26 protein-coding genes and 1 tRNA gene are annotated in these 24,052 nt (G+C 60.9%); 7 read left to right on the top strand and 20 right to left on the bottom strand.

All coding sequences use genetic code 11. From position 1 onward, the window contains the following. Position 1: 1 nt before the first annotated feature. From FB472_RS10740 to FB472_RS10775, 8 genes are all read right to left on the bottom strand, one after another. Positions 2-325 (bottom strand): 2Fe-2S iron-sulfur cluster-binding protein, encoded by a 324-nt coding sequence (locus tag FB472_RS10740; protein WP_141990886.1) that lies wholly within the window; start codon positions 323-325, stop codon positions 2-4. A gap of 63 nt (positions 326-388) precedes the next feature. After that, positions 389-1,150, bottom strand: coding sequence for an SDR family NAD(P)-dependent oxidoreductase (locus FB472_RS10745; protein WP_141990887.1), 762 nt, complete (start codon positions 1,148-1,150; stop codon positions 389-391). Beyond that, entirely contained in the window at positions 1,147-1,860 is a 714-nt protein-coding gene (locus FB472_RS10750) for an HD domain-containing protein (protein ID WP_141990888.1), read from the bottom strand. The genes FB472_RS10745 and FB472_RS10750 overlap by 4 nt, the downstream gene beginning before the upstream one ends. 31 nt (positions 1,861-1,891) lie before the next feature. Then, positions 1,892-3,715, bottom strand: coding sequence for a PEP-utilizing enzyme (locus tag FB472_RS10755; RefSeq protein ID WP_141990889.1), 1,824 nt, complete (start codon positions 3,713-3,715; stop codon positions 1,892-1,894). A gap of 132 nt (positions 3,716-3,847) precedes the next feature. Further along, the gene (locus FB472_RS10760) at positions 3,848-4,927 is read right to left on the bottom strand and encodes a PEP/pyruvate-binding domain-containing protein (protein WP_141990890.1); all 1,080 of its coding nucleotides are present in this window, start codon (positions 4,925-4,927) and stop codon (positions 3,848-3,850) included. 21 nt (positions 4,928-4,948) lie between these two features. Beyond that, a complete protein-coding gene (locus FB472_RS10765) occupies positions 4,949-6,184 on the bottom strand; it encodes a cytochrome P450 (RefSeq protein ID WP_215730433.1) in 1,236 nt (411 codons plus the stop codon). Between the two features lie 179 nt (positions 6,185-6,363). Beyond that, positions 6,364-7,173 (bottom strand): IclR family transcriptional regulator, encoded by an 810-nt coding sequence (locus FB472_RS10770; RefSeq protein WP_141990892.1) that lies wholly within the window; start codon positions 7,171-7,173, stop codon positions 6,364-6,366. A gap of 191 nt (positions 7,174-7,364) precedes the next feature. Continuing rightward, positions 7,365-7,438: transfer RNA gene (locus tag FB472_RS10775), tRNA-Thr, on the bottom strand. Positions 7,439-7,462: 24 nt separating this feature from the next. Here FB472_RS10775 and FB472_RS10780 point away from each other — a divergent pair. Continuing rightward, complete coding sequence (locus FB472_RS10780) at positions 7,463-8,464, top strand: DMT family transporter (protein WP_141990893.1); 1,002 nt, start codon at positions 7,463-7,465, stop codon at positions 8,462-8,464. Here the strand turns inward: FB472_RS10780 and msrB are convergent. Further along, positions 8,461-8,859 carry a peptide-methionine (R)-S-oxide reductase MsrB gene (gene msrB, locus FB472_RS10785; protein ID WP_141990894.1) on the bottom strand — a complete coding sequence of 133 codons (399 nt, stop codon included), beginning with the start codon at positions 8,857-8,859 and terminating at the stop codon, positions 8,461-8,463. The two genes, FB472_RS10780 and msrB, sit on opposite strands and share 4 nt — an antisense overlap. Before the next feature lie 54 nt (positions 8,860-8,913). Here msrB and FB472_RS10790 point away from each other — a divergent pair, with 54 nt between their 5' ends. Both FB472_RS10790 and FB472_RS10795 read left to right on the top strand, forming a co-directional pair. Beyond that, the gene (locus FB472_RS10790) at positions 8,914-9,372 is read left to right on the top strand and encodes a GNAT family N-acetyltransferase (protein ID WP_246078186.1); all 459 of its coding nucleotides are present in this window, start codon (positions 8,914-8,916) and stop codon (positions 9,370-9,372) included. Beyond that, positions 9,372-10,172, top strand: coding sequence for an HtaA domain-containing protein (locus FB472_RS10795; RefSeq protein ID WP_141990895.1), 801 nt, complete (start codon positions 9,372-9,374; stop codon positions 10,170-10,172). The genes FB472_RS10790 and FB472_RS10795 overlap by 1 nt, the downstream gene beginning before the upstream one ends. Before the next feature lie 20 nt (positions 10,173-10,192). Here FB472_RS10795 and FB472_RS10800 read toward each other — a convergent pair whose 3' ends face one another. Further along, entirely contained in the window at positions 10,193-11,299 is a 1,107-nt protein-coding gene (locus FB472_RS10800) for a heme/hemin ABC transporter substrate-binding protein (protein WP_141990896.1), read from the bottom strand. 133 nt (positions 11,300-11,432) lie between these two features. Between FB472_RS10800 and FB472_RS10805 the strand changes: the two genes are divergently transcribed. From FB472_RS10805 to groL, 3 genes are all read left to right on the top strand, one after another. After that, complete coding sequence (locus FB472_RS10805) at positions 11,433-11,732, top strand: DUF3263 domain-containing protein (RefSeq protein ID WP_141990897.1); 300 nt, start codon at positions 11,433-11,435, stop codon at positions 11,730-11,732. A 3-nt stretch (positions 11,733-11,735) separates the two neighbouring features. After that, positions 11,736-12,308 carry a LytR C-terminal domain-containing protein gene (locus tag FB472_RS10810; protein WP_021809433.1) on the top strand — a complete coding sequence of 191 codons (573 nt, stop codon included), beginning with the start codon at positions 11,736-11,738 and terminating at the stop codon, positions 12,306-12,308. A 162-nt stretch (positions 12,309-12,470) separates the two neighbouring features. Continuing rightward, complete coding sequence (gene groL, locus FB472_RS10815; protein ID WP_021809434.1) at positions 12,471-14,099, top strand: chaperonin GroEL; 1,629 nt, start codon at positions 12,471-12,473, stop codon at positions 14,097-14,099. An 89-nt stretch (positions 14,100-14,188) separates the two neighbouring features. Here groL and FB472_RS10820 read toward each other — a convergent pair whose 3' ends face one another. From FB472_RS10820 to FB472_RS10830, 3 genes are all read right to left on the bottom strand, one after another. Next, on the bottom strand, positions 14,189-14,479 hold the full coding sequence (locus FB472_RS10820) for a WXG100 family type VII secretion target (protein ID WP_021809435.1): 291 nt from the start codon (positions 14,477-14,479) through the stop codon (positions 14,189-14,191). A 39-nt stretch (positions 14,480-14,518) separates the two neighbouring features. Further along, a complete protein-coding gene (locus FB472_RS10825) occupies positions 14,519-16,231 on the bottom strand; it encodes a sensor histidine kinase (protein ID WP_141990898.1) in 1,713 nt (570 codons plus the stop codon). 90 nt (positions 16,232-16,321) lie between these two features. Beyond that, the gene (locus FB472_RS10830) at positions 16,322-17,014 is read right to left on the bottom strand and encodes a response regulator transcription factor (protein ID WP_021809437.1); all 693 of its coding nucleotides are present in this window, start codon (positions 17,012-17,014) and stop codon (positions 16,322-16,324) included. A 142-nt stretch (positions 17,015-17,156) separates the two neighbouring features. Here FB472_RS10830 and FB472_RS14505 point away from each other — a divergent pair, with 142 nt between their 5' ends. Further along, entirely contained in the window at positions 17,157-17,285 is a 129-nt protein-coding gene (locus FB472_RS14505; RefSeq protein WP_281283294.1) for a hypothetical protein, read from the top strand. A 409-nt stretch (positions 17,286-17,694) separates the two neighbouring features. Here FB472_RS14505 and FB472_RS10840 read toward each other — a convergent pair whose 3' ends face one another. The 7 genes from FB472_RS10840 to FB472_RS10870 form a co-directional block, all read right to left on the bottom strand. Further along, the gene (locus FB472_RS10840; RefSeq protein ID WP_141990899.1) at positions 17,695-18,966 is read right to left on the bottom strand and encodes a HAMP domain-containing sensor histidine kinase; all 1,272 of its coding nucleotides are present in this window, start codon (positions 18,964-18,966) and stop codon (positions 17,695-17,697) included. Continuing rightward, positions 18,959-19,669, bottom strand: coding sequence for a response regulator transcription factor (locus FB472_RS10845; protein WP_141990900.1), 711 nt, complete (start codon positions 19,667-19,669; stop codon positions 18,959-18,961). Before FB472_RS10845 ends, FB472_RS10840 begins: the two co-directional genes overlap by 8 nt. A gap of 8 nt (positions 19,670-19,677) precedes the next feature. Next, positions 19,678-20,046, bottom strand: coding sequence for a hypothetical protein (locus FB472_RS10850; protein ID WP_141990901.1), 369 nt, complete (start codon positions 20,044-20,046; stop codon positions 19,678-19,680). Between the two features lie 5 nt (positions 20,047-20,051). Further along, positions 20,052-21,854 (bottom strand): Ig-like domain-containing protein, encoded by a 1,803-nt coding sequence (locus FB472_RS10855; protein WP_141990902.1) that lies wholly within the window; start codon positions 21,852-21,854, stop codon positions 20,052-20,054. Positions 21,855-22,004: 150 nt separating this feature from the next. Next, positions 22,005-22,553 (bottom strand): M73 family metallopeptidase, encoded by a 549-nt coding sequence (locus tag FB472_RS10860; protein ID WP_141990903.1) that lies wholly within the window; start codon positions 22,551-22,553, stop codon positions 22,005-22,007. Positions 22,554-22,600: 47 nt separating this feature from the next. Beyond that, entirely contained in the window at positions 22,601-23,284 is a 684-nt protein-coding gene (locus FB472_RS10865; protein ID WP_246078188.1) for a signal peptidase I, read from the bottom strand. A 99-nt stretch (positions 23,285-23,383) separates the two neighbouring features. Then, entirely contained in the window at positions 23,384-23,944 is a 561-nt protein-coding gene (locus tag FB472_RS10870; RefSeq protein WP_141990904.1) for a TasA family protein, read from the bottom strand. Positions 23,945-24,052 lie beyond the last annotated feature (108 nt).

The raw sequence follows: 24,052 nt of genomic DNA on the forward strand, positions 1-24,052 counted from the left end.
GTCAGATCTGCTTCGGGGCTATGCGCACGGTCAGTCCATTGAGTGCGGGGTTCATCTTGAGCTGGCAGGATAATCGCGAATTCGGCAGTCGCTCTGCGGCTGTACCGTCGAGCATGTCATCCTCGAGGTCTCCTGGTTCTCCGACGGCGTCAGTGAACGCCTCGTCGACATAGACATGGCAGGTCGCGCAGGCGCAGGCCCCGCCGCACTCGGCGACGATCCCCTTCACACCATTCTTGACGGCGGTTTCCATTACCGAGTCACCGTCACGGGCGTCGAGCGTGGTCTGGGTTCCATCGGGGGAAAAGTAGGTGATTTCAGGCATGTGGTGTCTCCTTGCGTTGTGACTGGTGAAATCGAAAGCGTTGGCTATCAGCATGGTCGGTGGTCAAATGAACTGCTTGCCACCGTCGACGACGATCGTCTGCCCCGTGACGTATCCGGACTGGGAGCCTGCCAAAAAGAGGGCCGTTCCGACGATGTCGTCGGGCTGGCTGGCGCGTTTGATGGCGCCTCGGTCAACGCCGTAGGTCTCGGCATCGTCGATGAGCCCGAGGCTCGCTTCGGTGAGGGTGAATCCTGGGGCAATCGCGTTGACGGTGATCCCTTGACCGCCGACCTCGCGCGCCATCACACGGGTCATTCCGATGACGGCGGCCTTCGACGCCACGTAGTGCATCCAAAGAGGCGAGCCGCTGAAGACGGTGGCCGACGCGATGTTGATGATCCGGCCGCCGGGCTGGGCCATGACCGGGGAGACGGAGGCGGAGCACAACCATGTTCCTTTGACATTGACGTCCATCACACGATCCCACTCCTCGGACTCGATGTCGGTGAACGGTGTCCGCGACAGGGTTGCGTAAATCGCAGCATTATTGACGAGCACGTCGATGCGACCAAATTCAGCAAGCGCAGTCTGCGCGAGTTCATCCGTCGACTGCCGGTTGGTCACGTCGATCCGCACCGCAATCGCGGTGGCGCCCGCGGCAGTGAGTATCGCAGCGGTTTCGGTGACACCGGCGAGGTCGATGTCTGCAACAACGAGTGAGGCGCCCTCCGCCGCGAATCCCTGCGCGAATGCACGCCCGAGACCGCCGGCGGCGCCGGTGACAATGACGACCTTGCCGTCGAATGCGGATGCTTCACTCATTGCTCTGCGTCCTCTCGCGTGTAGGTGTTGCTCAGTTGTTCGGTTGAGTCGATGCAGGCGAGCGCGATAAGGGCTGCTGACAGTGACTTTGCTTCGTCGGTGAAGAGTTCGTCGTAGGCGCGGGCGGCGCACAGGCGAAGGGCCTGCTCGGCATCGAGCCCAAACCAGTCCATCACCACTCGGCGCCCGTGTGGAGTGACGCGCCAGACCTTGTCGGAGTCTTTGACGAGGGCGTCGTTGATGTTCATTGCCGTGCGCCGCGTATCGTGTCCGTCGATGATCGCCACGATCTGCTCGATGTCTGAGTCTGGGACCCCCACCCGCTCGAGAACATCCCGCGCAATCCGTGCACCCTCTTTTTCATGCTTGACGACGAGGTGTTCGCGGCTTCCGTCACGGTCGGGGGCGATCGCCTCCAGGTTTTCCTTCTCGTCGACCGTTGACCATCCGGTGTCGTGCAGCAGGATTGCCGGCAATACGATGTTTTCGTCCGCGGTCGGAGTCTGCGAAAGCAGCGCCCGAGCGATCCCGTAGGCGTACAGCGTGTGGGCGTCGTTGTCGCGGGTGGTCAGAAACTGCGAGGCGAGGTTCCAGATCGCCACGTCCCGCTCGCCCAGCTCGATCAGTCCGGTGACGCTGGATGACGCGGGGATGTTCCCCGAGACATCACGACCCAGGTGATTGATGGGTGAGCGGGAGTGTGACGACACGTTTTCTATCCTTTATTTGCTGAAGCGGCGGCTAGCCGATGATTTCGACTGTGCCGTTTGAGCCATCGACTCGAAGGGTCATGCCTGTCTTGATCAGGGTGGATGCCTTGCCGGTGCCGGTCACGGCGGGGAGGCCGTATTCTCGGCAGACGATGGCTGCGTGGCTCATCATTCCGCCGATGTCCGTCACCGTCGCACTGATCTTTCCGAACACTGGTCCCCAGCTCGGGGCCGTGACCGGCGCAACAAGGATCTCTCCTTGCTCCAGCTGGTCGAGCTCCTCGGGGCCCATGATCACGCGAGCCTTGCCTTCCACTATGCCAGCGGATGCCGCCATGCCCTTGAGCACATTGGGATCGCCGTCTTCAGCTCCGAGCCATTGCTGCACCTGCTCCGTGGTGATGCCCCAGAGCATGATCGTGAACGGCTCGTTGATCTCGGTTGGAGGCTCGTTGAATGCGGGCTCGGGACGCGCGGTCTTGAGCGCATCCACGATTCCCTTGCGACGCTCGATCTCGGCGGGCCAGTAGCTCGGGCCGATACAGTCGGCGCCAACGCCCCATCCGGTTGCCAGGTCGAACAGCACCGGGCGAACTTCGTCTCGCGTCAAGTACAGCATGTCGTCGGGGTTGGCCCAGAAGCCGTAGTCGTGCAGCAGTCGGGAGAGCTGGCGCACCTTGCGCCAGAAAACTCCCATGGTCCAGTGCTCGATGTAGAAGTTGTGGTCCTCGACGTACGGGTACACAGTGCGGGCAAGGCCAAGTTTGCCGTTGAACGTGTCCAGTGCCTCACCGGAAAGAATTTCTGCATACTCGCCGGCGATGCGGTCACGCTCTATGATCAGTGCGTCCTTCGGGCGGTGGAGCTCCTCGCCCTTGGCGGCACGCACGATGTAGTCCTGTACGTAGCCCATCGGCAAATTGAGGTTGTCACGCCAGTACACGTCCGAGCCGTAGAAACCATTGCCGGAGGTGTAATTGAACCACGGTTCCTTCGCTGCCTCCCACGCGGCGATCCAGGTTACGCCGTCGCTGGATTCAGCCAGCTCTGCGAGTGTCGTCGCAGCATCGTCGCCCTTGTCGAATACGGCGATGAGGTTGAGCTTCACTGCGAGAACGGCCAGATCCTTGAGTTCGTCATCCGGGCGGAACAGCACTGAGTCGACGCCCGTGACCATCTTCGCTATTGCGAGGTCAGGAATGCCGGGGAACGACTCCTTGCAGAATCCGAAGAAATCGAGGTAGGCGACGTATCCGAGGTTGAGGAACTCGAAGTGGTGCTCCCAGTTCTTGTAGGCCAACTGGATGAGTCGATCGTAGTCGGCCATCATTTTCGCGGTCGGGTCGATGCCGGCGCCGCTGGTGATGACCTCGATGTCGACCATCTCGGGCAGTGCCTCGAAATTGATGGCATCCATTTCCTCGATCGTGCCGAGCACCTTCTTCTTCCAGTTCTCGAGCAGTGAGTCCCAGTTCTCAAAGTAGAAACCGGCACGCTCCATGAAGTGAGGAACCCTGTCGGCGATGAGTTCGGGCGCCACCGCGACCGGGCTCATATAACAAAAGCCGTTGTGGATTCGGAATTCGATGCCGTTCGCCGGCGGAATAAGATAGTGACGTGTGTTGTAGGCACCGAGGCACCGCACGGCGAATTCCACGCCGATGGTCTCGAACGGTTTGAACACGTTCGGCCAGTGCTGGGAGTCGCAGAACCAAAACTTGCCGTTCTCGACGTCTTTCAGGTTCTCTTGGAATACCAGATTGTAGGGGTAGAGGTCTTGCCATCCCTCGGCGCCCTGAGGGGCGGGGAGGTCGTACGGCGAAACGAAACTCTTACGCTGGGTCGCCGCGGTCATTTCTGTGCCTTTGTGAAGAACATTGTGATGCCTTTCTCCTCGCTGAGAGTGGTGTTGTCGGGTGACGTGTTGTTTTGTAGTGCCGGGTGGATAGGGGTTCCGTAGTGCGGGTTGGTGGGTGACGCGCGAAGGTTAAATCTTTGCGCGGTCGCCGATTTGGGCCATCAGCGATCGCGTGATCGCTTCGATTCCCGAGCCGGCTGATGTGACTTTCATTTCTCGCTTCTTTTGTGACCACACTGTTTCGGGTCGGCTCTGCAGTAGCAGAACGTTGTTTTCTGGTGGCAGGTCGGCGTCGATTGCCCACTCGATGTCCTGCACGTTGCCGTAGTGTTTTTCGGCGGCTTTGGCGAGCCGGGCGACCGAAATTAATTCGGGGTCTGACAGGCTGGGGGAGTAACGACGGTCAGCGTCGACCTCTTTGCGAATGACTGTGCCGCGACCCGATGGCACGAGTTCCTCGTGCTTGTCGCTGATGATGCGATTAACGACGTGCAGCATGATTTTGTCGATCACGAAGTTGTCGGGCGTTACCTCTCCAGACACGACCATCTCGCCGAGGCCCCAGCTTGAGTCAACGACAATTTTTGAACGGTCGCCATTGGTGGGGTCGATGGTCATTGCAACACCGGAGGTGCGTGCGTTGACCATTTTTTGCACCGCCACCGCCATTGAGAGTCCTTCGTCAGAGATGTTGTTGGCCATCCGGTACGTGATCGCGCGAGCGGTGTAGAGGCTTGCCCAGCATTCACGAATCTTCTGGAGAACGTCTCTCTCACCGATCACCCAGAGGTACGTGTCCTGCTGCCCGGCGAAGCTCGCGTCTGGAAGGTCTTCAGCCGTAGCGCTCGAACGAACAGCGACGGGCGTGTCCTCGCCGCCGCAATACGCCATCAAAGCGCGGAAAGCGGCAGTGGTCGCGTCCCGCACATCCGCTGGCACCTCTTGCGTCATGATCAGTTCCCGAATGTGTGCGGCACGGTTATCGACATCCGCCACATCGTTCGGATCGAGATTCTGCAGGTGTTTGAGAATGTGGTCGCGCAGCGTGGTCTGGTTCATCACCGCGTCGAATGCGGCGGTGGTGACCGCAAACCCGGGGGGAACCGGCATCCCTGCGCTGGTCATGATCACGAGGCTCGTGCACTTTCCGCCGAGACGGTCGTGCTCCGGAGCTTCTGAGCTATCGAAAGAAAAGGTATAAGTTGACATTATTCTCCCCAGCTAGCGCGCTTACGCGGCCCACTCGACGGGTACCGAAGTCGGCACCCGGAACGACAGATTCTTGCCGAAATCGATGTCGGCTCCCGGTGTCATGCGCAAGGTGGGGAGCCTACGGGTGATCTCCTCGAGGGCGACTTTTGCCTGGAGCTTGGCAAGCAGATTTCCGAGACAGAAGTGGATGCCATAGCCGAACGAAAGGTGGCTTCGAGCGTTGTCGCGCCCGATGTCAAAGCTGTCTGGAGCGGGGAACACGTGGTCGTCGCGGTTTGCTGATCCCATAAGAAGCAGCACCCCTGAACCTTGGGGGATGGGGACTCCCGCGATTTCGGTGTCACGCGTCGCTTTGCGGCGCCACGCCACGATACTGCCGCTGAAGCGGAGAACCTCGTCGATGGCCGCAGGGATCTTGTCGGGTTCATCGATGAGCGACTGATACGCGAGAGGATGCGACAGCAGTACGCGGATGGCATTCGAGATGAGCGTCGTGGTGGTTTCGTGACCCGCGAACAGGAGGCTGTACAGAAAGGATGCGATCTCATGATCCGAGATCGATTCGCCCGCAGCTTGCAACGTGACGAGGTCGTTGACGAGGTCGTCACCAGGGTTTTCTTTGGAGTCGGCGACGCGCTGCTGGCAAAATTTCCAGTATGCGACCAGGTTGTGGGCGTGAGGAACCTGCTCGTCATCGGAGAGGTCGCCCCACGTCATTGCTGCCCGGCTGTTCGACCACTCTTTGACCTGCGGGATCATGGCGGTATCCACGCCGAGCAGTGTCAGAATGGTGATGGTTGGCAGATCGTAGGCGATGTCGTGAAGGATGTCACCTGGTTCGCCCTTCGCGAGCATTGCCTCAATCTGCAGGATGACGTTCTGCCGAATGAGCGGTTCGAGAACTTTGTAGCGGCGCGGGGTGAACGCTTTCGTCGCTACTCCGCGGATGCGAGTGTGCTCCGGGGGGATGCGGGCGGAGAGTCCCGAATATGTGGTGAAATCCCCATCATCCATGACCTTTTTTGCTGGAGCTCCCATGGCGCGAACGGGGGCCTGCGCGTTTTCGGAGGAGAAGGACTGCCAGTCGTCGAAGGTCGCTTTCACATCGTCGTAGCGCGAAACGACGTAGTAACCGATTCGCTCATCGAACATGACGGGCTCATCCCGTCGCAGCTCGGCGTATGCCGGAAACGGGTCCTTCATGTCGAAGGGTTCGAATCCGTGATGATCGACCGGGCAACCAGGTGCATTCATGGGCGTTCCTCCTTGAACGTGTATGACCTCATCGTGCGCCATCAATACGAGCGAGTTCTCGGATTGTCCCGCTGAGTGGGAATCGGGGGGAGATGTTTATCACGACGGGGGCACCGGCTACTCGCAGCGTTTGACCAGCGAGCCGTTTTTAGGTAGTTCGCCCTGCTGCTGTGTGACCGTCAGCGAAAGCTTCGGCTGTTTGCCCCACCACCGTATCGGGCGCCCATCGCCGCCTCGATGCGGTCGACAGTGCCCCGCAGTAACGGGATTAGCCGACGCCTTTCGCTGATCTTGCTGGATTCGAGAACTATGCCGGCCGCGGCGATTGCCGCACCGTCTACCATCACGGGCATTGCGATAGAGCAGGCGCCGACGCGCATCTGTTCGATTGTGATGGAGAGTCCGGTTCGGTGGACCTCATCAATCGCCTCGCGAAGCTGCGCCGGGTCAGTCACGGTCTTCGACGTTGGCGTCTCGAGTTCGCGCTCGAGGTAGGCATCGATGAACCACTCCGGTTGTGCCGCCAGCATTACCCTACCGACGGCTGTGCTGTGCAGTGGTAGCCGACCGCCGACCCGAGAAATCATGGGGAGCTTTCGTGAGCCATAGATCTTATCGACATAGAGGGTCTGGGTGCCTTCGCGCACGGCAAGGTGCACGTTCTCGTGGGTGAGGTCGAATAGGTCTTGCAAGAACGGATGCGCGCGGTCGCGAAGCCGGCGACCGGCCATCTGACCGAGTTCCCAGATTCGCATTCCAATCTGATATTTGCCGTCGATGGTTTTGTCGAGGCCGCCCCACTCCTCGAGTTCGTGCACGAGACGGTAGGCGGTGGAACGTGGTAACCCCGACCGCGAGGCGATGCGGCCAACCGAGAGTGGGCCGACAGAATTTTCGAATGCGGCGAACACCGAGAGAGCGCGGGCGGTGACGCTAGCGTTGGCGTCGTGCCGTGCCGTGCGAGAAGCAGGAACATCGCGATGTTGCACCAAGGTCTCTCCTTTCGCTGAGTGTAACAGCGTGCAGAAGAGCACGGTGGGGAAAATATTCGGATCTTGTGATCGCTGCGGCACTCGACATCACGCCAGGATTCGCGCACACGAATCGCACAGCCGTCAAACAGCAATGTCGAGGGCAGCTAGGTTTGAAACAACCCCGACTGCCCTCGACATTTTTGCTGGGCCTCCTGTCGGATTCGAACCGACGACCCCCGCTTTACAAGAGCGGTGCTCTAGCCAGCTGAGCTAAGGAGGCGTGGACCAACGTCCTATTTTAGACATGACTACGCCTACGCTCCCAACCAACCCTCGAAGTCGCCGTCGTGCACTGGGTGGGATCTTCGCTGCAGTCGTTGCCGGCGCTCTTGTGTCAACTCAAAGTCGCATCAATGGGGAGCTTGCGGTCGAGCTTGAAGACTCCACCCTCGCAGCGCTCATTTCGTTCGGATCGGGCCTCGTCATCCTCACCCTCATCGTGCCGTTCGTACCCACAGCGCGTGCCGGGTTGCGCACCCTCCGCACCGAAGTTACCGCAAAACGGCTGCCCTGGTGGTACCTCACCGGCGGCGCGTTCGGAGCGTTCTTCGTGCTCACCCAGGGGCTCGCCGCGACCGCCCTCGGCGTCGCCCTCTTCACCGTGGCAGTCGTCACGAGCCAAACCATCAGCTCGGCGGTGATTGACCGGGTAGGCATCGGCAGTCTGCAGAAGCGACCCGTCACGCCGCTGCGCGTCGCGGCATCCGTGTTGGCTGTCGGAGCAGTGCTGTTCTCAGGGCTCGCCGACCTACGACTCGACGGCCCATTCTTGCTCGTATTCTTGCCACTAGCGGCAGGATTCGGTATCGGATGGCAGCAAGCCATCAACGGTCATGTGCGTCAAGTGACCCGCTCGCCTCTGACCGCAACGTACGTCAACTTTGTGGCGGGCACCACGGTGCTAGCCATCGCAGCGGTCGCCTACGGCTTTGTCGGAGGGTGGCAACACCAGTTCCCGACCGACCCCACCCTCTACCTTGGGGGAGCGATCGGTGTGATCTTCATCGCCGTTGCCGCCGTGCTCGTGCCCATCACCGGGGTTCTGTTCTTCGCCCTCGGCTCAATCGCTGGACAGCTAATAGGTGCGCTCGCGCTCGAAATTTTCTTGCCCACAGACAACGATGGGGTGGCACCCACGACCGTAATCGGTGTGGTGCTCACCCTCATCGCCGTAGCGATCGCCTCACTGTCGAGCCAACGACCGACCAAGACAGTGCGGTCGCCCAAGAAACTGCGGTCGAACTAGTTGGCTTCGTCGAACTCCAGCGAGGTGGAGTTCAGGCAGAAACGATCGCCAGTGGGGGTCTGAGGGGCATCATCGAAGAGGTGACCCAGGTGCGAACCACAGGTTGCACACACAACCTCGGTGCGCATCATGCCCAGCGAGCCATCTTTGCGAAGCTCAACAGCATCCGGGTCGATGGCTTCATAGAAGCTTGGCCATCCTGAACCAGAATCAAACTTGGTTCCGCTCTTAAAAAGTTCAGTGCTGCACCCGCCACAGCGGTACGTGCCCTCACGCTTCTCGTCAAGAAGAGCGCCAGACCAGGGGCGATCGGTGCCCGCCTCGCGCAGAACCGAATACCTGAGCCCGAGCTCCTCGCGCCACTGCTCTTCAGTCTTATTCACCTTGTAAGTCATTGAGGTCTCCTTAAATCGTCAGCTTTCGCTGCCCAATACATTAAACTCGTGGTTGTGCCGAATGATTCCGTGATCGCCAAGTCTTGGGGCGAATTAACAACAACCGAGCTCTACTCGATCATGAAACTGCGCACAGACATATTTTTTGTTGAGCAAAAAGTTGATGAAGAAGAACTCGATAACCGCGACCAAGAAGACGCCACCGGCCACTACTGGATCGCCGACGAGCACGGAGTTGCCGCCTACATCCGCGTTCTCTGCAACGAAACCGCCGAATACCTTGACGGCCACCGCGTCATTGGCCGCGTCGTCGTTCGCGAAGATCGCCGCGGCGAAGGCCTCGCCCAGATCATCATGAAACGCATCGTTCTCGACTTCGGGGCCGAAAGCATGTTGTTGCACGCGCAGGACTACATTGTTCCCCTCTACCTGAAATTCGGATTCGAATCATTCGGGGACGCCTACGAAGAAGCCACCATCATGCACCAGTCCATGTACCGCGCAGGCCAATAATGCGCAGACTCAGCGTGTGCGTGCTCGGCCCCGCCGCACTCATCGTCACCGCCCTCGCCATCGCACTCACCCCGCTCGTCGGCAATGCCGCAGAGCCGGATGCCGCAGACGCTACCTCTCGTGCCGCTAACCTAACCCTCGCCGAAGGCTCCGTCTGCCCAGTCTCGGATGCCGAGATCACGTGGGGTGTCAAAGAGTCACTTCGGTCGTACATCAGCGGCACAATCGCAAATGGTGAATGGGAGGTGAGCGACGGTGCAAGCTACAAAACGCCCAACTTTGGTTGGAGCGAGGGAACCGGCCAACTCGACTCGGGCCGCGGCACCATCGCTTTTGACGGAAGCCTGCGCTTCACCGGCCACGATGGCATTCTCGACACCACCCTCACCGGACTAGAGATCGTCTTCGACGCCACCGCCACCGCCCACCTCGTCTTCGACGTCTTCGGCACAACACAAGAAGGAACACCGGTCGACGAGGTCGGGGTTGAGTTCGCCGACATCGACACCTCGGGCCTCACCGTTGCCGCCGGCACCGCAACACTCGAATTCGCCCCCGCGGTCCTCACCGAGCAGGGCTCCACCGCCTTCGGCACCTACCCGGCGGGCGAAGAACTCGACCCCATCACGGTGACCTTCAGCGCCACCAGCGACTGCATGCCAGCACCCCAAGCAGCCAACTCTGACCTCGAGCGAAACGCCTACGTGGTTGTCGCTGTCAGCGCCCTGACGATCGGCGCGGGGGTCGTGTACTTCGTCACCCGGTCGCGGGGCAGCAAGCTTGGGCCGCATAAAAAGTAGTCCTCGCGTACAGTCTCCGGTTACGAACCAGAACCGGGCGCATAGATTGCGCGGGCCAGTGCATCAAGCACCGTGACCGTGCGCGGGCCGAAACTCAAAATCTCGCCATCATCCATCTCAACAACACGCTGATTCATCCCCGCCTCAGTGAGAGCGACCGCCGGCCGCGCCTCAAGCAGCCCACTCACGCCACCCACACTCGCCAGCCCGCCCGTCATCACCAAAATGAGATCAGGGTTCGCCGCCACCATAGCCTCATCCGTCATCGGCCGCATACCCTCAAGACCGATCTCGGCAGCAACATCCACACCACCCAGCGCACCGATCAACACATCAGAGCCAGACTCCTGACCGAACAGATAATAAACACCCGACGTGCCGCGCAGGTAGAGGAACATCATGCGCAGACGATCGCCGCTCGGAACAATACGTGCGATCTCCGCGACCTTGGCCTCGATCTCAGAACTCAACTGCGCTGCAAGTCCAACGCCAGCAGCCGAAACACCCAACGCGTCGGCGGTCTGGCGTGCCAACTCAGCAACCCCAGCAACCGACGGATCCGTATCAACAAACACCACCGGGATACCCGCATCCCGCAACTGCAGCACCACATCAATCGGACCAATCGACCCATCAGTCACAATCAGATCAGGCCGAAGCGCCAAAATAGCTTCACTGTTCACTGTGTGAGCATTAGACGTAATCAGCGGCAACCCCGCGGCCTCATCGAAAGTTGTTGAAATATCGCGCGCAACAAGAGAATCCAATAACCCCAAACCCGCAACCGTCGCCGCAATCGACCCCGAAATATCCATCGCGATCACCCGGTCAGTCGACGACACCGTCACCGGCACATCACCACTGAGATCACGGGACATCACCGTCACCGGCAACACCTGATCCGGGGCATCCTCCGGGGCAGAAATGCCGGATGACGGCAGCGCAGCCCGCACAAGGCCGCTGTAATCCTTCGCATCATCAAGAAGCGCCAACTGCGCTAAAGGAGAGCCGAGATCGGCTGTGACCGTGACAGCCGGATTCTCAGAGATGGCAGGAGCCGAACATCCACTGGCCACAAGCGCAACACAAGACAGCACCACAGCAGTGGCCAAAAGTCGTGTGCGCATGAAAACCAATCCAAAACAAAAAATACTAAGGCTATCCTAACCTAAACGACCGTCAGCCGGACCCCGAGCCGAGTCGCTAGGCAACCACAAAGCAAGCACGCCCTAGAATTACGTGCATATTGGAGGTCCCGTCGTGTCTGAAACCGAATCTGCACCACACACCACGACCGACCTATCCGAACGCTCAATCCAAATCCTCAACTTCGAAAGAGAATGGACAAGACACGTTGGCGCCAAAGAAGACGCCATCAGCACCCAGTTCCACATCTCAAGCGCACGCTACTATCAAATGCTCAACGCGATAATCGACGCACCAGCCGCAATCAAACACGACCCCATGCTGGTAGCCCGGCTACGCCGCAACCGAAACAACCGAACACGCAACCGCACACCACCCAGAGCCGCCCACCACAACGAAGAATCGACAAACTAAGCAATGGTGAGTTACCCCAAAGACAGATTCGACGAAACACCGGACGACATCGAACGCGTCGGCGCCCACCGCGGACCCAAACGACGCGGACGCGGCTGGATCGGCCTCGCCTGGGCACTACTCGCCACCGGAGCACTCGTGCTCGGCGGACTCTTTGCCCTCAGCCAATACCTCGGAGACGACCTCGGCATTCCCCTCTTCGCAACACCCGAAGAACCCATCATCACCCCCGAACCAGAAGAAACAGTCGCCCCCCTCACCGACCCCACAACAATCGACCCCGCGCGAGCGCTCACCATCGACGTATTCAACGGCACCGCCGAAAGCGGACTACAAACCGTCGTACTCGACAAACTAGCCACCGAAGGCTGGCCCGTAGGCAGCGCAACAAACGCCTCCGCCCGCGACATCGAAGAAACCTACATCTACTACAGCAACCCCGCAGACGAAGACGTAGCCTCCGGCCTCGTCAGCGCACTCGGCCTCGGAGAAATCCGCTTCATCGAACCCGACATATTCCCCGCCGCACCAATAACCATCGTGCTCGGAAGCGACTACAACCCCAGCAGCGAATAAGCAACCAAACCGCAACCGTGCTGTCGTGCACTCACCCGTGTCGAGTGCGCCGTGCTGTCTTGCACTCGCCCCTGTCGAGTGCTAATTTTGACCTTGGCACTCTCATAGATCGAGTGCCAATTTATTCGCTTGTACGACGTCCGGGAGGGACGAGAAACACACATGGCAAAGATCATTGCTTTCAACGAAGAGGCCCGTCGCGGCCTTGAGCGCGGCCTGAACATTCTCGCCGACGCCGTAAAGGTCACGCTTGGCCCACGCGGTCGCAACGTAGTTCTTGAGAAGAAGTGGGGCGCTCCCACCATCACGAACGACGGTGTATCCATCGCCAAGGAGATCGAGCTTGATGACCCGTTCGAGAAGATCGGTGCTGAGCTCGTTAAAGAGGTAGCAAAGAAGACGGATGACGTAGCCGGAGACGGTACGACGACTTCTGTTGTTCTCGCGCAGGCACTCGTTCGCGAGGGCCTCCGAAACGTAGCTGCGGGTGCAGACCCCATCAGCCTCAAGCGCGGCATCGAAAAAGCCACCACCTCGGTAATTGAGGCACTCGTTGCGAGCGCCAAAGAAATCGAGACCAAGGAAGAGATCGCGGCTACCGCATCCATTTCTGCTGGTGACTCTGAGATCGGTGCACTGATCGCTGAGGCGATCGACAAGGTCGGCAAGGAAGGTGTTGTCACCGTTGAGGAGTCGAACACGTTCGGCACCGAGCTTGAACTCACCGAAGGTATGCGCTTCGACAAGGGATTCCTGTCGGCATACTTCGTGACCGACCAGGAACGTCAAGAAGCAGTCTTCGAAGACCCCTACGTTCTGATCGTCAACGGCAAGATCTCCAACATCAAGGATCTTCTGCCCATCGTCGACAAGGTAATCCAGAGTGGCAAGCAGCTACTCATCATTGCTGAAGACGTTGACGGTGAAGCGCTCGCAACTCTCGTTGTGAACAAGATCCGCGGCATCTTCAAGTCGGTAGCCGTCAAGGCTCCTGGCTTCGGCGACCGTCGCAAGGCTCAACTCGCAGACATCGCGATCCTCACCGGTGGACAGGTTATCTCAGAAGAGGTCGGCCTGAAGCTTGAGAACGCAACTCTCGAACTTCTTGGTCGCGCCCGCAAGGTTGTCATCACCAAGGACGAGACCACGATCATCGAAGGTGCTGGTGAAGAGGAGGCGATCGCCGGTCGCGTCAAGCAGATCCGTGCCGAGATCGACAACACTGACAGCGACTACGACCGTGAGAAGCTCCAAGAGCGTCTCGCGAAGCTCGCCGGTGGTGTTGCAGTCATCAAAGCAGGTGCGGCAACTGAGGTTGAACTCAAGGAGCGCAAGCACCGCATTGAGGACGCAGTTCGCAACGCAAAGGCTGCTGTTGAAGAGGGAATCGTCGCCGGTGGTGGCGTTGCCCTGATTCAGGCTGGCAAGATCGCCTTCGAGAGTCAGGCAATGATTGACTTGGTGGGCGACGAAGCAACCGGAGCGAACATCGTTCGTGTTGCTATCGATGCACCGCTCAAGCAGATCGCCCTCAACGCAGGTCTCGAGCCTGGTGTTGTTGCTGACAAGGTTCGCAACCTTCCGGTTGGCCACGGCCTCAACGCAGCAACCGGCGAATACGTCGACATGCTCGCTGCTGGTATCAACGACCCGGTTAAGGTAACCCGCTCGGCGCTGCTCAACGCATCGTCGATCGCTGGACTCTTCCTCACAACCGAGGCTGTTGTTGCTGACAAGCCTGAGAAGAACACGGCTCCAATGGGTGACCCGTCAGGCGGCATGGACTTCTAAGTTCCGCCGCTGTACACAGGTCCAGCACAGTACACAGAATGGGCGTCTCCTTCGGGAGACGCCCATTCTGGCGTTAAGCGGGGAGCGGTCTAGCGAGCGAAGAGGCGCGCGTTGGCTGCCTCGATTTCGGCATATTGCTGGCCCGCCTGTGTGAGGGCGTGGTTGATGGCGGCAAGGTTCTCTTCGACCCGCTGCTGGGTTGCTTTCCAGTCGGTCACGACTGTAGAAAACGCCGTCGCTGCTTGACCGGTCCAGGAGCCCTGAAGGTTGGTGAGTTGCCCGTGCAACCCCGCAACTTCTGCCTGAATGCGGCTAATCGAATTTTGTACCGCTCCGGTTGCACTGAGAACGGCGTCGCTATCAACTTGGTATCGAGTCATGTCTCGACGTTAGGCCGCGACAGCTGCGTGGCCGCGGTTTTAATCCTCTGTGGTGCCCTCAGGCGCGTCTGGCTTGCTGGGGAGGAGAGGAAGTTCTACGCGGAACGTTGCGCCGCCTCCGGGTGTCTCAAGGGCCTGAACGGTGCCCCTGTGGGCATGCACGATAGCCGCGACGATTGCGAGCCCAAGACCACTGCCACCGGTGTCGCGGTTGCGTGAGCTATCCGCGCGCCAGAACCGTTCAAAGGCTTTGTCGCGAATTTGTTCGGGGATTCCCTCGCCGTGGTCGATGACTGAGAGCACGGCAACTTTGCGCTCGCGGTCGACCCCCACACCGATCTCGACCGGGGTGTCAGGCGAGGCAAAACGCAACGCATTCGTCACAAGATTGGTGAGCACCTGGCGAATCTTATTTTCTTCGGCCAACACCACGGCGTGGAGATCCACCGGGGGCGGTTCCTCGACCTGGGTAATCCGTGCTGCGGCCTTGGCAGCAGCACTGGTCTTCTTGCGTGACGCCAGACGTGAAAGGCGAGCACTTGCAGCCGCGATCGATCCGGTCGCCAACGCAGCAACGCCGCGGGACGGGGTTCCCGGGTCGGGACGTGAACTCTCCGGGAGGTCAATCGCCATTGTGTCAGTGCTGTGTTCTGGTTGGAGCGTAGGGTGCGAATCGATGGTGGGGTGCGTGTTGATAACGTTCACGGTACGACCGGCGGAGGCGAGGGCATCCATCGCAGCATCGTGTGCCAGTGGCAGTAGGTCGACTTCGGTGAGTTGCAGCGGTTTAGTTTCGTCAATACGTGCCAGCTCGAGCAGGTCTTCAACGAGACCACCCATTCGGATGGCTTCCTTTTCAATGCGCTCCATGGCCTGGGCCACATCATCCGGCTTAGTGATAGCACCCATGCGGTACAGCTCGGCGTAGCCGCGAACGGTAACAAGGGGCGTGCGCAGTTCGTGGCTGGCGTCACCAACAAAGCGGCGCATCTGGTCGATCGTGCGCGCGCGATCGGCGAACGCGCGATCGATTCGGCCAAGCATGGAGTTGAGGGAACGGTTGAGGCGCCCCACTTCGGTATTGGGCGTTGCGCCGGAGAGTCGCTGGTCGAAGTCGCCGTCGGCAAAGCGGGCGGCTGTTGCTTCAACTTCGCGCAGGGGAACGAAGGTGGAGGTCACGAGCAGTCGGGTGAGGGCCCCGCCGACAATCACGACGGTAAGACCGAAGAAGAGGAAGATGGCGGCATAGCGGGCAACGATGGCGTTGGAATCGATGAGGTCGACCGCAATGACAATCGTCACGAAGTCAGGGCCGATGGTGCTGATGGCGGGGTACGCGATCACTCGCCACTGGCCGCCAATAGAGGTACTGGGAAGGGTGAAAGGGTTGGTCTGTTGGTTGGCGACGCCGATCGTGATGCCGTCAAGAACCGGGCGTGCGGCATCCTCTTCGCGGCTGTTGCAGCGCATGCTGCCGTCATGATTAAGAACCGCAAAATAAAGGTCGTTGGGCAGCCGTGAAACGCTGCACTGGGGGTCGCGGGCAGTTCCGGAATATTGGATTCGGCCATCGAGCCCGTCGGCTGCAGCCGTGATCTTCTCATCGGTCTGCTGCAGCAGGTAGTCGCGCAGAACTGCGGCGGTTCCGACGCCGGCAACGAGGAGCCCCAGGGTGAGCAAAAGCACCGTCACCCCGGTTACTTTTGTGCGAAGCGAGATGCGGCTCCACGCGTCGGGAATGTTCTCCTGCATTACTGAACGGTACCGTGCGTGGCTGGGAATCAGAGACCAGTTGCTGCCAACGCAAACGCTGGTGAGGGTTGCCCCAACTTCACTGCCAGGTTAGACCTTTGCTGCCTTCAGCATGTAACCGAAGCCACGCTTCGTCTGAATGAGTGGCTCCTCGGTGTGGATGTCGAGCTTGCGACGAAGGTAGGAGATGTAGCTCTCAACAATGCCAGCATCGCCGTTGAAGTCGTACTCCCAGACGTGGTCGAGGATCTGAGCTTTCGAGAGCACGCGGTTGGGATTCAACATGAGGTAGCGCAGAAGCTTGAACTCGGTGGGGCTCAGCTCGATTTGCTCACTGCCGATGCTCACCTCGTGGGTGTCTTGATCCATGGTGAGCTCGCCAGCGCGAATGATGGTTTCTTCGTCATCCGCCATTGTGCGGCGAAGAATCGCCTTAATGCGGGCAACAATTTCGTCAAGGCTGAACGGCTTCGTGACGTAGTCGTCACCACCAACGGTGAGACCCATGATCTTGTCTTCTGTGTCATCTTTAGCCGTGAGGAAGAGGATGGGGGAGGTGTAGCCGGATGCCCGCAGGCGTTTGGTCACCCCGAACCCGTTCATGTCTGGCAGCATGACATCGAGGATGATGAGGTCGGGTTCTTCTTCGAGCACCGCCGAGATCGTTTGTGCCCCGCTTCCCACGGCTCGCACCGCGAATCCTGCGAAGCGCAGGCTCGTGGTGAGAAGGTCGCGAATGTTGGGTTCGTCGTCGACAATAAGAATTTTCGGTCCGTCAGCCATCCATCTAGTATCTGCATGTTTCCTGAACGTTGGCTGATGGGCTTGGGAGTGTCGGCGAGTTGCTCTCTCAATCTTTCGTTGAGTATTTGTTAATTTTAAGCATAGAGTGGATGTATCGGTATTTCGGATGGAGGGGAGACGCGTGATGAAACGTCGAATGGTGGGAACACTGGTCGCGTTCGGCGTTGGGGCGCTGTCATTTGTTGCAACGGTGCTCATCGCAAACGGTGCGCACTCGAACGGCGCCCTGGGGGAAGCGTTGACGGGATGACTCCGATGTGGCCTCTGGGCGTCGGCTTCGGCGCCATGTCGTTGATGGCGCTCAGTATTGCCTTGTTAGTTGTGTGTGCCGGCGTTGGGCTGATTCGCGACGCGCAGCTGAAAAGCCGCGCAAGAGCGTAGAGAAGCGCACACTGCTCCACGCAGCCCCCTCGATAGGGCGGCACTGGAGTGATGGGGGACTCACATGGCTGGACCTGGCTTCGCGGTAGTCGACTTTGAGACGACAGGGCTGGCCGCTGGCGGGCACGACCGCGACCGGCACAATCGAAACGCCAGTGGAACTAGGTCGAGCAGCGAGCCTCGCCACTCAAACACCCCAGCACGCCGAAACCCCTCACCTCAGAAAACGACCCACAGCCTGCGCCGGTCGGGAGATTGAGGTTGAGCGGCGCCCGGTCTCACGCTTCGGCGGGTGAAATTTCCGCGCCCGGCTCATCCGACCGAGGCAGCAGGAGGTTGAAGGCCGTTTCTAGGGAGCTGCCCAACGCGAGGTGGCCACCAATCGCTTCGGCCAATTCGGACGCGACGGCGAGTCCGATGCCCTCCCCGGCGGCGGTCGAGTCTCGAACGGTTCGCCCGAAGATGGAGTTGTCTTTCGGCCGCACTCCTTGATCGGAGACGGAGAGGTGCAGGTGCGTCTCAGAATCGGCTGCCGTGACGATGATGGTGCCCACCCCGTACTTGAGGGCGTTCTCGATCAGGACGTCGAGGATCTGGGATACCGGCCCCGGCGGCACCTTGGCTGGGAGGGACAGCGGGCCGGGCGCGACCTGCAATGGGCGCCCGTTCGACTTTGCTTGGACGCTCCACCGCTCGACGGCATCACGGGCGAGTGCCGCGATGTTGATCTCCGTTACTGACGACAGTCGCTTGCCCCGCGCCAGTTCGAGGAGTTCACTGATGGCCGTAGTGAGTCGGTCGAGCTCCTTGAGGGCGCGGTTGAGTTCGGCGGTCACCGGGGCAGGCGTCTCTGGCCAGAGCGCTAGGTCCTCCAGCTCCAGTCGGAGCGCCGTGATGGGGGTGCGCAACTGGTGCGAGGCGTTGGCCGCAAACTCCTGTTCGCGGCGGATCAACTCCTGCAGTGCAGCGGAACTCGAGCGCAACGCGAACGCGATTTCCTCCGCCTCTAGCACCTTGTAGTGCGGGACAGTAACGTCGAAGCGTCCAGTGCCGAGACGTTCCGCGACCACGGCAAGCTCTCGGAACGGACGCGACATGCCCTGAGCAAGCAGAAACGCGGCGCCTGCGGAGAGGAGAATCAACCCCAGTCCAATCAGCACGACAGGCATGACGGCATCGGACACCCTGATTCTGATGAGCTCGCCGGAGCGTTCAAGCGTCAGCTCCCCGCCGCCGTCCACAGGAAGACTCATCGAGATGTCGTAACTGTTGCCGGTCAACGCGGGTCCCGCGGCCACCTCACGACCACCAGACCGATAGGTGTACCGCTCGCCCTCGTTGAGCAGCCGGGTGAGGAGCTCCTCAGTGACTGGTGCGGCTTCCCCCTGCCGTTCGGCGATCAGAATGGCGACCAAGGCAAGGGAACGCTCGACCTTACGTTCTTCGTTCACCTGCACCTGCTCGGCAACAATGTAGGCCCGTGGGATGCCGTACAGGCCCACCACCGTGATCGTGAGCGCGATGAAGGCAGCGATGAGGCGTTCACGCATCTGTAGGGTTGTCCTCGAGCCGGAAGCCGACGCCGCGGACGGTCACGACCCTAGTGGCGGATGCACTGTCCTCTAGTTTTTGCCGCAGGCGCCCAATTGTCACGTCGAGAGTCTTGGTCGAGCCGAACCAGTTCTCATCCCAGACTTCGTCCATCAGACGCTCCCTCGTGACAACCGCGCCGCGATTCTGAGACAAGAGGGCGAGAATGTCGAATTCCTTGCTGGTGAGCTGGAGCTCGCGCTGGGCTTCCCAGACCCGGCGGGCATCCGCGTCGATACGTAGCGTGGACGCAGGGGCCTCCCGCGATTCTTCCGCGGCGTCAGTTTGTGGGCGCGGCGCGCCGCGCCGCAAAAGCGCCCTCGTTCTCGCGAGCAGTTCCGCGAGGGCAAATGGCTTTGCCAAGTAGTCATCGGCTCCGACGTCGAGCCCAACGACACGATCCAGTTCGCCACCGCGAGCGGTGAGGATCAGGATTGAGCTGCTGACGCCGTCGGCACGCATTCGCCGACAAACTTCGAGCCCGTCAATGTCGGGCAAGCCGAGGTCTAGCACGACAAGGTCAATCTGTCCGGAGGCCGCCCGAGCGATGGCCGGGAGTCCTTCGGCCAGCCACTCGACACCGTAACCTTCGCGCTCAAGGGTGCGGAGGAGTGGAATCGCGATACCGTCGTCGTCTTCGACGAGCAGAATTGTGTGCCCCATTTTGTCGATTATAGCTGGGAAACCGCTGGCCTCACCGGCGGCGTGCGGCTCAGCATGACGAGCGCGATAACGGCCAAGGCCAACCCTGATTGTGCGATTCCCTCGATTGTCACGGGTCCGGGTCCTGCGCCCGGCAGGCCGATGGTGAGGTCCAGAAACTGACTGAGCAAGGTGAGCGACGCGAGCAGGATGACGATCAGCCGTGATTCGAAACAATTGTGGAACCAGAGCTTGATCGCGGAGAGAAGGCCAAGGGCGCACATGCCGGCGAGGACGGCGCCGAAATAGTTCTCGTTGGCGATGAAGCTCAAGGACGATCCGCCCTGGAGTACAGCGAGCACAGCGGCGGCAGCTGCTGCCCATTTCGAGAGGGTCATGCGCATCAGAACTCCCTGTCCAATGCGCCTGTCTCGGTGACGGGTGCGGCGGAGTTCGCATTGCCGTAGAGGTCACGAACGGCTGCAGACGGCGTCCAGACCATGCTGGCGAGTGTGCTGCTGGTGCGGGCTGCGCCGCCGGTGGCGGTTCCGAAGGTCACGGTCACCGCCGTCACCTGCACCCCGTTCACCGTTATGGTTGCCGCCGTCATCGCGGAGGCGAATGTGACCGTCTTGCCGCTCTTGACGTAGTCACCCTTGAGGTTCACCGTGCCCAGGTTGATCGTGCTGCCGGCTCGCTCGACCGAGAGGGTGTCGTCGGTATTGCTGAGTCCCACGACGTTCCCGTCCTGTGCCCGGATCGTGACGGGCAGGGCCGCACCGGTCCAGGCGGGGGTAATCGAGGTGAGGTTCACGAGGTCGCTGTAGGTGAAGGTGATCTTGTCGCCCGGCTCCATCTTGCCGACCGTGGCCGCGCCGTTTGCGGCCTGTATGTCGGTGCCGCGCAGCGGCGTGTTGTCGACGCGGCGGGCGGTCACGATTGCCGACGTTGTCACCTTGCCGGAGCCGTCGACGAGGATGGCTTGGAAGTCGTAGAGGCCGTCGGCGACCGTCGCGCTGTTCCAGACGCAGGAGTAGGGGGAGGTGGTGTCGGTGCAGACATCAGCCCACGTCGGGGTGCCAGTCGGGGCGCGTTGGATGCGCACCGAGGTGACTCCAGCGGAGGAGCTGGCGGAGGCGTTGAGCGTGGCAGTTCCCGTGATGAACGCGCCCGGGTCCTCCATCGACACCGACGAGACGGTGTTGTCGAGCACCCTGTTGGAGATGACGGCAGAGGTCGTGCGGTTGCCCGCGGTGTCGTCAGCGATGGCGCGGAAGCTGTAGGTGCCGTCGGGCAGTGCCGTCGTGTCGGCTCGGCACGAGTACGGCAAGGCGGTCACCGTGCAGAGGGTGCTGTAGGTGCTGGACCCGACCCGCAGGTACTGGATCTCGACCCGGGCGATGCCGGAGTGCGCGTCGGTGGCCGTGGCCGCGAAGGTTCTCGTGCCACTTAGCGGAGTGCCTGGGTCGGTCATCGTCACGGTCGGAGTGAGGTTGTCGACGAGGACGTCGGCGACCGTGGCCGAGACGTATGTGGAACTTCCGGAGACGGCGACCGAACGCAGGTCGTAGTAGTCGTTTGCGTACCCGGTGGTGACCCACGAGCAGGTGTAGGGAGATGCGAGGTTCGTGCAGATGTCTTTCCAGACGTTGGCCCCGGCGAGAGAGTACTGGACACGCACGGTGTAGGTCGAGGTACCCCCATTGTAGAGAGAGGTCGTGAGCGGCACGCTGCCACGGGCGAACTCGCCCGGGTTGGTGAGCACGACGAGCACCGAGTTCGCGACCGTCGTCCGCGCGGTGGCGGACGTCGTGGAGTAGCCGGCGGCATCCGTCGCGGTCGCGCGCAGGTCATAGGACCCGTCGGCGACGAGCTTGGTGTCCCACGAGCACGAGTAAGGGCTAACGGTAGCGCTGCAGAGGGTGACCCAGCTGGAGCCGCCGACGGGCAGGTACTGGAGTGTGACACTGGCAATGGCCGTATCGGAATCCGAGGCGTTGGCGGTGACGAGGACGGTGTCGCGAACGGGAGACGCCGGCTGGATCATTGATACGACCGGTGGGGTCCAGTCGGCGGCGGCGCTGACTGTAGAGACAGTGTTCTTGGTCGAAGATGTGAATGAGGCCGACGAGAATTCCGGCGTGCCCACCGCGGCAACCGTGGCAGTGATGCTCACGATGGCCAGGAGTGCGGCGATACGCTTCATGTCGGGCAAGCTCCTACTCGGTCTTCGGTCGGGGGGATGAGAATGGCAACTAGTAAGAAGCTATCGGGGGGCGCATAACGCCCCAGCCACAGAATGGCCACAGGATCACCACAAATGTGTGAACGGGCTGTTGCCGCCTAACCTCGTGTATCAACGAGCCGGGGCTTGGTTCCGGCCTGCGGTGCTGTCCGCGCCAAACCACTGGTAACTGGCGCTGGCGGTGCTGCCCTGCTCGGTGTTGTCGGCTGAGGAGGCAAGGGTGACCGTGAAAATGTACTCCCTGGGGGTCCCGTCGCCCCTCAGCGACAGAGGGCCCTCCCGAGTGAGTTCGCCGAAGGTGCCGGCCCAGATCGGTGTTGTCGGGGCTGTCGCTACGGCGATAGTGAGGGACAGGTTGTCCTTCTTCACTAAGCCGTTCGTGCCCCTCTCGGCAAGCCATCCGCTATTGGCGATGACCGCGGATCCGGTCAGCGAGTCGCCGGGCTTGAGGTTGCCGAGGCTGAATATCGCCGAATTGGCCCTGCCATTTGAGGAGGATAGGGCACCGGAAGTCGCCGATTGGGTCGTGACTTCCGAGCTGGATCTGAAGTCCATCCCGGAGCCGGCAGTGAGGGCCGCCGCGGCGATCAGGACCGCGAGCGGCAACACGACCAGACGAGCAGGAGGGTAGCGCCGACTGGCGCTGCCGAAGATGTTCATGAAGCTCCTCTTACCTAGCTAGCGGGCAGTGCCGGGTCCGGCGCCAGTTAGTGCGCGGATGCTCCGATTAGGTGGCGGTCGGTGTGGATGTGCGTGGCCGATTCTTCGGCGATCTCCTCCGCCTCGTCGCCGGCTGCATCCCATCGTGGGATTTGTGCCCCGTCCAGGTCGACTTCCTCGTCGGTGACGGGCTTGATGAGCCGGTTGGTGCGCAGCACCCGAATGAGCTCAAGCAGACTCAAGAAGGCGACGATGGCGGCCGGGACGCCGATGATGAGCATCCGCTGTGGGGGATTCGCCAAGGCGATGAACAAGTGGCCGACGACGGGGACCGCCGCTTCGACCTTTGGCTGGGTGGGCGCGTCGAGGAGGAACGTCCAAGGGTCGGCGGAGCCGTTGGCGTCGCCCTTGGTCTGGAAGAGCAGTCCGCTCTCACTGCTCTCGATGGAGTGGATCCTGTGCGTGACGAGGTTGGTGAGACCGGTGTCGGCCGGCGGCAGGTAGGTGATCACGTCACCGACCTCAAGCGAGCTCACAGGTACCTCTTGCTCGAACACGAGCGAGCCGAGCTCGATACTTCCTGACATCGACCCGCCAGTGATGACGTAGCGCTCGTAGCCCATGAGACCAGGAACGAGGAGCCCGGCGGCCAGAAGGAGGGCCGCGAGTGCGACGAGATTGATGCTCAGGCGGGTGAGGCGCTGCGCCATGCGGCGGGATGTCACGATCATGGCGTGTTCCTTTCGAGGACGGGCTGCGGTGTCGGCTGATCGAGGAAGAGCAGTGTGCCGGGCCACCTTGCGGCGACCCGGCACATTGGGCTCTGGTGGTTACTGGTTGTAGGCGACAGCGGCGGTCTGGATGGCGTCCCACTGGTAGCTGGCGCTGGCGTTCTTGCCCTGTTCGGTGTTGTTAGCCGACTGGGCGAGGGTGGCCGTGAAGACGTAGGTGCGGGCTTCGCCGGCGGCCCAGTCTCCAGCCAGGGCGAGGGGGCCTGCAGCGGTCAGGGCTCCGAAAGTTCCGGACCAGATCGGGGTCGTGGGAGCGGTGGAGGGAGCGATCTTGAGGGTCAGGTTGTCCGGGTTGACAAACCCGTTGGTGCCGGTCTCTGTGAGCCTGAACGATGCGGGGAGGGATCCGCTGTTGGTGATGGTGACCGTGCCGGAGAGGGAGTCGCCGGGCTTGAGGTTGCCGAGGGTGAAGATGGCGGTGTTGGCCTTACTGTTGGATTGGGTCAGAGTGCCGGTCGTGTAGGAGCTCGCGGTGTTGACGGAGCTGGAAACGAAGCTAGCGCCGGATCCGACGGCGACCGCAGCTGCGGCAAGCAGAGCGGCGAGGGGAAGGATGATGCGGCGGGCGGTAAAGCGGCGGTTGGTGGTTGCAGCATTCATGTGGAGGTCCTTAGATGTGGAAAGTGTCGGGTGGTTGGTCTGGGTAAACGCTATTGAGGCCACAGCCACGGCAGGCCAACGCCAACACCACAAACGCTGCCCAGTTGG

The organism is Rhodoglobus vestalii, assembly GCF_006788895.1.
Taxonomy (GTDB): domain Bacteria; phylum Actinomycetota; class Actinomycetes; order Actinomycetales; family Microbacteriaceae; genus Rhodoglobus; species Rhodoglobus vestalii.